This window comes from uncultured Capnocytophaga sp. (assembly GCF_963525585.1).
Lineage (GTDB): Bacteria > Bacteroidota > Bacteroidia > Flavobacteriales > Flavobacteriaceae > Capnocytophaga.
Genome location: NZ_CAURLX010000021.1, coordinates 23,232 through 35,213 on the forward strand (window position 1 = coordinate 23,232; position 11,982 = coordinate 35,213).

An 11,982-nucleotide genomic window follows, 5' to 3' on the forward strand; every position below is an offset into this window, starting at 1 on the left:
CAAAATAATTAATTAAAAATCAAAGAAAAATGAATAAAATAATCACATTTTTTAGAAAAATTTCCTTTATTTTACTAGGAATTACTTTTTTAGTTTCTTGTTCTAAAGACGAAAATAAGAATGAACAGCAACTTTCAGCTCCTATCATAGAGTCTTTGGAAATAGGCGAACAGAATGCCAAAACGGCATATATAGCAGATGAGTTCCACTTAGAGGCTACTTTTATTGCAGAAGCAGGAATTAAAGAAGTTAAGCTACAAATTACCTATCCCAATGGAGATTCTTCTTTTAGGATAGAACAGACTTTTCCTGACTTTGTAGGGCTCAAAGGAGGTCATATTCACAAGCATTTTGACATTCCTGCAGATGCCAAAGAGGGAAATTATGATTTTCTTTTGACCATCACTGGGCAAAATGATAAGAAAATCTCTGTAAAAGAAACTATAGTAGTAGAAAAGAAGATAGATTTTACAGAAAATAACTCTCTCTCTCTTTCTACCTTACAGTTAGGCGTACTTAATAAGACTATCAGTATGCCTAGAGCAGACTTTTTAGCTAAATTGCAGAGTGAAAATGTCTCCTTTGATCAAGGAAGTGTTTTTGACCCAATTACTTATTACGCTACTAGGAATAATGCGCCTTTTGCAAGATATAAAGTAGAGGTAAGCTTTGCTAATGTTTTCGACTTAGATATTCGTCCTTATCGGCTATATGATGGAGTAGATACCATTACCCTCATTCCTGTAGATGATAATGGAGAAGAGATAACTAATGACCAGCCAGAACAGGTATTTAAGTACTTTCAGCAATATATCTCTTCTTTTAACCCTAATGTATATCAGTATATTCGTCAGGAAGATGATAAGGACTATGTTGAGAAAGGTTTTACCAAAGAGGAATTTTATAAAACTTTCACTAATAAAAGCTTGAAAGAAACTGATGCAATTATTGTGTGGAATGCAAATCCTAACAAGCCCGTTACAGAAAGTTCTAAAGAGAAAAATACGCCTATCATTACTCTTAAATACGTACGGGCAACTCATACTTGGCAAATCACCTTGGAATTCAATCGTCCTTGGGGCTATGCAAATCATTTAAAAAATAACTAAAAATTAAAATTAACAACAATGAAACAAATACTTACCCCACTAAAGGGACTATTTACCTCCCTAATTATAGGAACTGCTTTGGTAGCTTGTAGCAAAGAAGCTCCAGCACCTACTGATGAAAAAATAGACAAGGGTCACGAAGAACCAGCAAAGGTGGAAATGACTATTCGCCGAGGACACCTTCACGGAGTCCAATTCCACGGAGACTTTGAAAGTATCATTGCTCCAGTTCAGAAGTTTAAATTTGAAATAGATGAAAATACCAAGAACTGGGTACGTAAGGATATGCAAGGCAATATACTTACAGAGAATAATCCTGTGGTGATGATTGAAGGAAGATACTATTCCTTGGAGATTGTCTATTATAATGCCAAAGGAGAGCGGATGAATAATGAATTTACAACTAAGGAGATGCTTCCTATTCATCAGCATTTCTTCGAGGTATATGAATATACTGATACCAAAACACAACAAGTGAGCAAAGATACAGAAGGACTTTTGGAGTATACTTATCGTGATACAGATCCTGAGAATATACAAATAGGACAGCTTGTTGATTCTAAACAAAGTACAGATCGTTCCAAGCTTACAGATAACCCTCTAGGACTCAAAGGTTATTTTGCACCCAAAAAACCCTATACTAAGTATAACATTGCAGTAACTCTTTTCCACGTATTACGTGGCACTAAGAATGTGAATAATCAGGAAAGAGTATTCTATCCATTTAATAAGCCTGGAAGTGAATTAGTTGCTCGTAGCACAACCGATTTTTCTCAAAAAATTCCTGTTTATGTTATTACAGCAGTACCTGATGGAGGAGAAGAGGCTAAGAATCGTTATTATCAAGATATCGCTTCTTATTATAATATTACTCCTCAAAGGGTAGAAGAACTAGAAGATGAAGCACGTAGAAATCACGATTCAGCTAATTTCTATATGTAAGTCTTAGCAATGGAAGAATAAGAAAAGCGATTTGGGTTTCCCGAATCGCTTTCTTTAAAAACAAAAGTTAAATCCATTGTTATATTGAAATTCTTTTCGTAACTTTGCCTTAACAGTATAAAAATCTACATAAAATTACTAATAAATTAGAAATAAAATACTTAAACAAACAATCAATAAACTATGGAAGTAGAACAAGGGTATAAAATAACGCCTGCTCCCTATTGGGCAGAGTCTCTTACAGATGAAGAACTGATAAATTATTCTACAGAGAGTGATTTTTCACAGGAACAGATAGAGGAAGGACGTGATTTTTGCTATCTCCTTAATAAATATTATCTAGTAGATGATCAGAAGAATGCAGATTATGCACTGATGTCCTACACACTTACACAGCCTGAGAACTTAGAACGAGCCTCAGTGAATGATATGATTCTGGAGGAGAATGAATATTATGAAATTCATCGTATTGCGGTGATTCGTGAGGGGGAATATATAGATAAGCTCCCCGATACTAATATAAAAATACTTGATAACGAGAATAATAGTAATGGAGGTGTGATTAGTAAGTCCAAGAAAATAAACATTTCTATCCGTGATTTACGTCTTTATGATATTCTTATTCTTGAGGATACGCGAGTAAAGGTTTTTACGGAGAAAGAGTTTGTTCGTCGGGATTTTGTTAAGCATATTTATGTTACTCCAGATACTTATTGGGCATATGGTAAGTATTACTATAAGTTTATCAATAATCGACAGAAAAAGGTTGCTTATAAAAAATTTTTCTTCCGAGATGAAGAAGGAAACCTGCTTGAACAGCCTATTGAATACCTTGAACAGGGAGCATTTTTTGAGTTTAGAAAAGAAAATTATATTAACCCTGTAGATCCTAATAGAGAGATATTCCCTTTTATTGATTTTGCTACTGAGAGCAACTGGAAAGACCTATCTAATTACATTTATCCTTTATATAAGGATGTCTTAGAACAGTCCGACCTTAAGAGTTTTGCTCCTGATTTAGTAGAAAAATTGGACAAATTGGCTACATTAGATGAGAAGATACAGTTTGCCATTGAGTATGTACAGAATAATATCTATTATACGTATAATGCCGATGAGATGAACGGTCATAAGCCTCAGGAACCTGCTGTTACCTATCAGAATAAGCAGGGAGATTGTAAGGCAAAGTGTGTCTTGCTCAAGACAATACTTGATTATCTTTCGGTACCAGCAAGTGTAGTTTTAGTCAATTATAATGCGGATTTTTATCTGAAGTACTATCTTCCTTCATTGCTTTCTTTTAATCACGTAATTGTAAAGATTCACTACCAAGGGCAGGATTATTTTGTAGATGCTACTTCTCGTAATGAGTTTGGACGATTACAAAAGAGAACCGTTCTTAGCTTCTGTCACTATATGGAAATAGGTCAGGATAAGGAACTTACAGTACGTACTCCTACAAGGTTTGAATATCCTTGTATAGATGAACATATTAAGCTAACGGTGGAAAATGGTGAGGGAAAGCTGGTTTTACAAACAGTGTATCGTTATAATCGTGCTAATAATATGAGAAATTATTTCAAGCAAACCAATAAGAAAGAGCTTATTGATGGCTGGAATCGTTTTCTCTTTTATAATCTCAATTATGTAAATGATCGTAGCGAGCAGGATATTCGTGAAATATTCAAGGATGTAGCAATCAAGATAGAGAAAGATGATAAGGTAGAGAATGAAGTAACTATTCTCTATACAGCTACTATTCTTAAGCCTTACTTTACCAGTAAAGAAGGCAGAGAATTCTTGATGTATTTTGACCATAGTGTCCTTAAGAAAGATATTATTGAGTTCAGGCATAAAGATAGTAGTTATTGGCATAACTATGATAGCGAACATTATGTTATAGAACTCTATGCAGATAAGCCTATTGACACTAAAGAAAAATATACGATACAAGAATTGGAGCTTACCAATGATTATTTCACCTACTCTAGCAAGAAGTTTATAGAGAAAACCTCTGGTAAGGTAGAAATTTCGTATAATCCACTAACTAATCTGGAGATAACACTTGATAAGATTCAGCCTATTAAGGAGGATTATCATAGGATAGGGGATAGTAACTTTGGCTTAGGAATTGATATTCTTCCACAAGGAATTTTTAGTAAAATTAAATCTTGGTTTAGATAATTTAATGGTAATGCAATGGGAACACCTCCTTTCTTTGCGCAAGCAGGGAGATAAAATTACTCGTCCGCGTAAGGAAGAAGATCCTACGCGCTTGAGCTATGATGTAGATTATGACCGAATTGTTTTCTCAGGAGCCTTTCGTAGTCTTCAGGATAAAACACAAGTGATTCCTCTCTCAGGGTCAGGATTTGTTCATACAAGGCTTACTCATAGTATGGAGGTTTCTGTTGTAGGGCGTTCTTTAGGACGTGCTATAGGAGCAAGTGTTCTCGCTAAAGATCCCTTGCTGGCTTCTTTGGGTTATCAGGCTAACGATTTTGGAACTATTGTTGCTTCAGCTGCTTTAGCTCACGATATTGGTAATCCTCCTTTTGGGCATAGCGGAGAGAAGGCAATAGGGGACTTTTTTCGTTCTCAAGAAGGAAGTATTCTTAAGGGGCAAATTTCAGACAAAGAATATGAAGACCTTTGTAGCTTTGAGGGAAATGCAAATGGCTTCAAAATTCTTACTGAAAATAGGGTAGGAGTGCAAGGAGGACTACGCCTTACTTATGCTACTTTGGGCACATTTATTAAGTATCCTAAGGAATCATTGCCTATAAAACCTACAGGGGCAATATGGGATAAAAAATATAATATATTCCAGTCTCAGAAGGATTTTTTTCAAGAACTAGCACAAGAACTTTCTTTAATATCTATAAGTGAAGGTATAGACAAGCGTTTTGTGCGGCATCCTTTGGCTTTTTTAGTAGAGGCAGCAGATGATATATGCTATACACTAATTGACTTTGAAGATGGTATTAATCTGGGGTGGATTCCTGAATCTTATGCATTGGAATATTTGTCTCCATTTATTCAAGGAAGCAAAATAGCGATAGATAATATTACCCAAAAGTATCATCAATTACCATATAAACGGGATAGAATAGCCTATCTCAGAGCACTTTCTATAGGAACGCTTATCAGAGAAGTAGTTACTATCTTTGAAGATCATCAGCAAGCCCTTCTTAATGGCGAATTGACTACAGCTCTTTTGGATAAAAGTCAGTATAAGACACAGATAGAAAAAATCATTAATCTCAGTATTACTAATATCTACCAATCTCCTCAGGTAGTTGAGAAAGAGCTAGCAGGCTATGCTATTCTTCAGCATCTTCTAAAGGTATATTTTACAGCTGTTTATCATCATTGGAAAGGGGAAACCTCTTCCTATGATCGTATTATCCTTAAGACAATTCCAGACCAATATCTACTAGGTAAGGAGAATCTCTATGAATTAATACTTTCACTTACTAGTTATATAGCTAGCTTAACAGATACACAGACTACTCAATTACATTCTAAGCTAATAGGAATTCTGTAAAAACATTTCTATATCTAATTTCTAAAATGATATTTTGGAATTGATAATAAAAGGTTTCTCATAGAATAGTTTTCTGAATATTTATGAAAAAAAATAGTAATGACTAGGTGATAATTAATATTTTTTTTATATCTTTGTCCTATATTTTAAAGTATTAAAAAAATGAGAAAACAACCAATAAAACAAATGGCTTTAGCCATTGTTGCTTCTATGTTTGTTGCTTGCGGGGGTGAAGCTCCTAAGAAAGAACAAGCACCAATTCCTACAACAGATATCCCTGTAGAGGGAGAACAGGTAGTAGCTGAACTTACCTCTCCTCCTCATGTTCCTAAGCCTGTAGGTACTCGTGGGGCAATGAAGCTCAAAGTAGATCTGGAAATTATTGAACAAGAGGGTGAGATTATGGATGGAACTAAGTATCTTTTTTGGACATTTGGAGGAACAGTTCCAGGAAGTTTTATCCGTACCCGCGTAGGGGATGAGGTAGAGTTTACCCTTAAGAATCATCAAGATAACAAACTTCCTCACAACATTGATCTTCACGCAGTAACAGGTCCCGGAGGAGGAGCAGAAGCAACTCTAGTAGCTCCAGGGCAACAACGTACAGTTACTTTCAAGTGTCTTAACCCAGGACTTTATGTATATCATTGTGCCCAAGCTCCTGTACCTTTACATATTGCTAATGGAATGTATGGACTTATTTTGGTAGAACCAGAAGGGGGACTTCCTCCTGTAGATAAAGAGTATTATGTAATGCAGGGGGACTTCTATACTGATGGAGCCTATGGAGCAGGTGGAACACAATCCTTTAACCAAGAAAAAGCATTAGCAGAAAAACCTGATTATGTTCTCTTTAATGGGAAAGTAGGTGCACTAACCAAAGATGGTGCTCTTACAGCGAATCCAGGGGAAACAGTTCGTCTGTTTGTAGGGAATGGAGGTCCTAATTTGGTTTCTTCTTTCCATGTTATTGGTGAAATTTTTGACCAAGTACATATAGAAGGAGGAGATATGATCAACAAAAATATACAAACTACAGTAATTCCTGCAGGAGGTGCCGCCATTGTAGAGTTTAAAGTAGATGTACCAGGTTCTTATGTGTTGGTGGATCACTCTATTTTCCGTGCTTTCAATAAGGGAGCTTTAGGGCTTTTGGTTGCTAAGGGAGAAGAAAATAGGAAAATATATGGTAAGAATGATCCTCAGCCTTATGTGTCAGATCTTAAAATAGCGGTAACCTCTACAGATGCTCCTATTGTCGCTAAAACAAAAGCTCAGCAAATAGAGGATGGTAAAGTAATTTATACAAAGACTTGTGTGGCTTGTCATCAACCTCAAGGACAGGGATTAGAAGGTGCCTTCCCTCCTCTGGCAAAATCAGATTTTCTTAATGCGGATGTGGATAGAGCTATTGATATTGTTCTGCATGGAAAAACAGGTGAGATTACAGTAAATGGAAAAACTTATAATAGTGCAATGACTCCGCAGGCACTTTCTGTACAAGAGGTCGCCGATGTACTTACTTATGTTTATAATACTTGGGACAATAGCAAGAAAGTAGTTACCCCCGAGATGGTACAGAAGATAAAAAATAAATAATTTCAGTAACGCGATGAATCCTAAGTTCATCGCGTTATTATCAAAATTAAGGGCTATAAGAGCCTATTTGTGTAAGAGTGTCTTAATCCTAAAATAATAAATATTTGAAAACTCTAATACAATTCCTTTTGCTTATTTATATACAGTTCTCTTTAGGGCAATCCACTCAAGAAACTTCGCCAATGGTGCAAATTAAGGGTGGTACTTATCAACCAATGTATGGAATTAAGGAAAAAGATAAATCTACTCAAAAAGTAAAGGTAAAGGACTTTTTTTTGGATGTTTTTCCAGTGACAAATGAACAATATAAGCAATTTCTAGAGGAATATCCACAGTACCAACGCTCACAGATAAAGCGAATTTTTGCTCAGAAGAGTTATCTTTCTCAGTGGAAAGCAGATTTGGACTATGCTCCTCTGCTTTCGCAAGCTCCTGTAACTAATATTTCTTGGTTTATGGCTAAGAAATATTGTGAATGTCAGGGAAAACGACTTCCTACAACTGATGAATGGGAGTATGTAGCTCAAGCTGATGCAATAAGTCCTAATGCTACTTCTAAGAAGAGTTATTCTGAATACATAGCTCATTGGTTACAAACACCTCAGACGTATAATAATCCTATAGGACAAACTCAAAAAAACTATTGGGGAGTATATGATATGCATGGGCTTGTATGGGAATGGGTGAGTGATTTCAATAGTGTATTTTTTTCAGGAGAAGCCAGAAAGGACAATTTTGGAGATGATGCGCTTTTCTGTGGGGGAAGTGCTTTAAATGCTTCAGATTTAACTAATTATGGAGCTTTTATGAGATATTCTCTTAGAGGGACTCTTAAGGCAAACTATACTAGTAAGAACTTAGGTTTTCGTTGTGCTAAGAATAAATGATAAAGAATCTTATTTCTATAAATATTCTTTTTATATATGATTTTTTAGAATGGTGATAAAATAATATTAAATTAAAAAAATATGAAAAAAATTTATTTATTACTAGCAGCTTTAGGATTTTTTTCTTTACAAAGCTGTCGTAATGTGGAGAAACCAGTAGCTGAGGATAAGACTCAGCAACAGGAGAATATTGACACTCAAGAATCAAAAGAAGGAGCCATTTCCGATATTTCTATTTATAATCTCCCAGAGGTATGGACTACTCAGAATGGGAATGATATCCAGTGGAAGGATTACAAAGGGAATGTATTAGTGGTGGTGATGATTTATACTTCTTGTAAAGCAGCTTGTCCTATTCTTATTCGTGATATGAGAGAGATACGTAAGCAAGTGGAAGCTTTGGAGGTTCCTTATAAGGATAAGGTTAAGTATATCCTAGTGAGTATAGATCCAGAGGTAGATACACCTGAGCATCTCAAATCCTTTGCCCAAGAGAATGATATGGATGATGACCAATGGGTATTTTTGCGTTCTGATGAAGAGAAAACACGTGAATTTGCAGCCGTTTTAGCTGTGAATTACAAACAAATATCTCCTGTGGATTTCTCTCATTCCAATATCATCAGTGTATTCAATGCAGAAGGAGAACTTACCTCTCAGCAGGAGGGATTAGGAATAGATTATCAGAAGACAGTAGGTGAGGTGAAAAAACAGCTTCTAGAATTAAAATAGAAGTTATTTTTAGGTAAATGTAAGGAAGAAAAAAACTCTTAAAAGCATTGTTTTTTCCCGAAAAGAGACGTATTTTTGCAATCTAATTTTTGTCAGAAAAATCTATGGAATACGTAAGTGTTTTTGAGATGCTTAAGATAGGAGTGGGTCCTTCCAGCTCCCATACTTTAGGTCCCTGGCGTGCTGCAGAAGCATTCCTTAAGGAGCTTAAGGAACAAAATCTATTGGAAAAAGTAGAGAAAGTCAAAGTGGACTTATATGGTTCTCTCTCTCTTACAGGTAGAGGACACGCAACGGACTTGGCAGCAATGTTAGGACTCAGTGGTACCGATCCAGAATATATTCCTGTAGAGAGTATAAGTTCTATTATTGATACGATTAATAGAGATAAGAAATTGCATTTAGCTGGAGCCTTTTTTATAGATTTTGACCCCACTACAGAAGTCGTTTTCAATAAAAACTTTTTACCTTTTCATGCCAATGGAATTACTTTCACTGCACAAGGAAGCCAGATGTCTCCTTACGCTTCTACTTTTTATTCTATTGGGGGAGGATTTATAATCAAAGAAAAGACCGATGATGACAAGGAAAAAGGCTCAAAGCAAGAGAAAAATTTTCCTTATGAGTTTGATTCAGCCAAGGAATTACTTCAGCACTGTATAAAGCAGGATAAAAAAATATCTGAAATTATCTTTGAAGATGAGAAAGCACTCCGAGAGGAGAGCAAAATACATTCAGAACTGCTTCGTATATGGCATACAATGTTCGAATGTGCTTATATAGGTTGTCATACCGAAGGAACTCTTCCTGGAGGGCTTAATGTAAAACGTAGAGCATATGATATTCATAAGAAACTTTTAGGAGATACTTCTGTTCCTTATGATACACTTGAGGGCTGGCTAACTGCCATTCGTGAGAAAAAAGTACAGTTCCGTGAGATTCTTAAGTGGGTAACTTGTTTCTCTTTGGCAGTAAATGAAGTAAATGCTTCATTGGGGCGTGTAGTAACAGCTCCTACCAATGGAAGTTCAGGGGTCATTCCTGCCGTTTTACTCTATTATTTGGCTATAGATAATCATCAAGGGGGCGAACAACAAATAGAACAATTTCTTCTTACAGCAGGGGTTATAGGAAGCCTTTTCAAGAAGCACGCAACTATCTCTGCTGCAATGGGAGGATGCCAGGCTGAAATTGGAGTTTCCTCAGCAATGGCTGCTGCAGGCTTATGTGAGCTCTGGGGAGGTAACCCAGAACAAGTGATGATTGCAGCTGAAATAGCTATGGAACATCACTTAGGGCTTACTTGTGATCCTATAGGAGGATTAGTTCAAATTCCTTGTATTGAACGTAATGCAATGGGAGCAATTAAGGCTATCAATGCAGCAGAACTTGCTCTGGAAACAGACCCTAAGAATGCTAAAGTTCCCTTGGATAAGGTTATCGCTACAATGTGGCAGACAGCCCAAGATATGAATACTAAATACAAAGAAACTTCAGAGGCAGGGCTGGCTGTAGCTGTAAGTATGGCAGATTGTTAAGATGACAAAAAGAGAAAAAATACGTTTTATTATTGATACATTGGAGGAACTTTATCCAGATCCTCCCATCCCTCTAGCTCATAAGGATCCTTATACCTTGCTTATTGCCGTGATTCTTTCTGCCCAATGCACGGATGCTAGAGTGAATCAGATTACTCCTTTGCTATTTGCTAAAGCTGATAATCCCTATGATATGGTTAAGCTTTCTCAAGAGGAGATCCAAGAAATTATAAGACCCGTAGGACTTTCTCCGATGAAGTCCTACGGTATTTATCATCTTTCTCATATTCTTATTGATAAGTATAATGGAGAAGTGCCTAAGTCCTTTGAGGCTCTAGAAGCATTACCTTCAGTAGGTCATAAGACAGCTAGTGTAGTGATGAGTACTGCTTTCGGAGTACCCGCTTTTCCTGTAGATACTCATATACACCGTATGCTTTCTCGCTGGCGGATTTCAGATGGAACTACAGTTACAAAAAGTGAAAATGATGCAAAAAAAGCTTTCCCTAAAAGCAAATGGAATAAACTCCACTTACAGATTATCTATTATGCACGGGAATATTCTCCTGCTCGTGGATGGGATATCACAAAGGATATCATTACTCAGGCACTTATGGCTAGCAAAAAGAAATAAATATTTAAGCCAATTAGTTAGGTTGAATCACTTATTACTTTCCTGACAAAAGAGAATTTATATATTTTTTACTTGACAAGAGAGAGTCGTCTTCTGCATTTTTTACCTTCTTTTCAAATAGAAACTGCCATTTTCCATTCTTCTTTTGATAATATTTTCCTATAAAAGGGAATGAGATGCTAAATTCATCATCACTATCTACACTTACATATTTCATAGGTACAAAAAAACCTACTATCCCCCAGTTTTTCTCATTTTTTATCTTTTCTTTCAGTATTTTGTCAATTTTCTTATTATCAGTGTCTGAAAAATAGTGGTAATCATACAATTCATTATATAATGGCTTTAGTTGGTTATTTTTCTCAAAATTCTTCAAATAATCAATATCTGATTTTAATTTTGGTATGTAATAAATTGTAAAATGTCCTACTTTTGGAATCATATAAGATGACATAGGTATTTTATCAGAAATATAAAAATATATTCTTTCTTCTTTATTGAAGTATCTTGTTATACTATTGCTATTTTCTTGTGCTCTACAAGAAAATAATATGAAAAATATACAGCTTACTAAAAAATATTTTGTTTTCATTTTATTATATTTTCCTTTGTTGTTTCATCAAAGTTTCTTGTTTTATTTGAAAGAACAATGATATTTTTCTTTTTATTATCAGCTAATTCTAAGATAATTGAACTATACCCTAAATAAGTTTTCAAATCTTCTTCTATTTCAAGTTTTTTGATATCTTTCTGGGCTAAGTTTTTTAGCTTATTATAATTATCATAGTCTGTTGGGCAACATATTTTTAATTCATCTTTAGGAAAATGATTATAGTAATTGATGTAATTATAGTAAATTTTTTCTTTCATCTTAGATTGCTCTTCAGCTATTTTTCTAACAAACGAACTATCTTGTTTTATCGTATCAAAAAAGGGAAGAGTAAGTTCTGACAAAGTATAATTGACAGAAATATTGGTATCTATATACTGATTT

General features: G+C 35.2%; 11 protein-coding genes. 9 read left to right on the plus strand and 2 right to left on the minus strand.

From position 1 onward, the window contains the following. Positions 1-29: 29 nt before the first annotated feature. The 9 genes from RYK20_RS06395 to nth all read left to right on the plus strand — a co-directional run bounded on the left by RYK20_RS06395 (position 30) and on the right by nth (position 10,988). Positions 30-1,109, plus strand: coding sequence for a DUF4625 domain-containing protein (locus tag RYK20_RS06395; protein ID WP_311456486.1), 1,080 nt, complete (start codon positions 30-32; stop codon positions 1,107-1,109). Positions 1,110-1,127: 18 nt separating this feature from the next. Further along, positions 1,128-2,051 (plus strand): hypothetical protein, encoded by a 924-nt coding sequence (locus RYK20_RS06400; RefSeq protein ID WP_314802923.1) that lies wholly within the window; start codon positions 1,128-1,130, stop codon positions 2,049-2,051. 183 nt (positions 2,052-2,234) lie between these two features. Then, positions 2,235-4,235: a hypothetical protein gene (locus tag RYK20_RS06405; protein ID WP_314894827.1), complete on the plus strand. Its 2,001-nt coding sequence runs from the start codon at positions 2,235-2,237 to the stop codon at positions 4,233-4,235. Between the two features lie 10 nt (positions 4,236-4,245). After that, positions 4,246-5,598, plus strand: a complete 1,353-nt coding sequence (dgt, locus tag RYK20_RS06410; protein WP_314894828.1) for a dGTP triphosphohydrolase — start codon at positions 4,246-4,248, stop codon at positions 5,596-5,598. Between the two features lie 162 nt (positions 5,599-5,760). Beyond that, complete coding sequence (gene nirK / locus RYK20_RS06415; protein WP_314894829.1) at positions 5,761-7,197, plus strand: copper-containing nitrite reductase; 1,437 nt, start codon at positions 5,761-5,763, stop codon at positions 7,195-7,197. A gap of 116 nt (positions 7,198-7,313) precedes the next feature. Next, positions 7,314-8,084 (plus strand): formylglycine-generating enzyme family protein, encoded by a 771-nt coding sequence (locus tag RYK20_RS06420; protein WP_314603638.1) that lies wholly within the window; start codon positions 7,314-7,316, stop codon positions 8,082-8,084. 81 nt (positions 8,085-8,165) lie between these two features. After that, the gene (locus RYK20_RS06425) at positions 8,166-8,816 is read left to right on the plus strand and encodes an SCO family protein (RefSeq protein WP_314894830.1); all 651 of its coding nucleotides are present in this window, start codon (positions 8,166-8,168) and stop codon (positions 8,814-8,816) included. 104 nt (positions 8,817-8,920) lie between these two features. Next, positions 8,921-10,354 carry an L-serine ammonia-lyase gene (locus RYK20_RS06430; protein WP_314894831.1) on the plus strand — a complete coding sequence of 478 codons (1,434 nt, stop codon included), beginning with the start codon at positions 8,921-8,923 and terminating at the stop codon, positions 10,352-10,354. Between the two features lies 1 nt (position 10,355). Further along, positions 10,356-10,988 carry an endonuclease III gene (nth, locus tag RYK20_RS06435; RefSeq protein WP_314894832.1) on the plus strand — a complete coding sequence of 211 codons (633 nt, stop codon included), beginning with the start codon at positions 10,356-10,358 and terminating at the stop codon, positions 10,986-10,988. A 34-nt stretch (positions 10,989-11,022) separates the two neighbouring features. Here the strand turns inward: nth and RYK20_RS06440 are convergent, their stop codons facing one another. Further along, a complete protein-coding gene (locus RYK20_RS06440) occupies positions 11,023-11,580 on the minus strand; it encodes a hypothetical protein (protein ID WP_314894833.1) in 558 nt (185 codons plus the stop codon). Next, a partial coding sequence (locus tag RYK20_RS06445; protein WP_314894834.1) for a hypothetical protein occupies positions 11,577-11,982 on the minus strand: 406 nt, incomplete at its 5' end. The genes RYK20_RS06440 and RYK20_RS06445, both read right to left, overlap by 4 nt.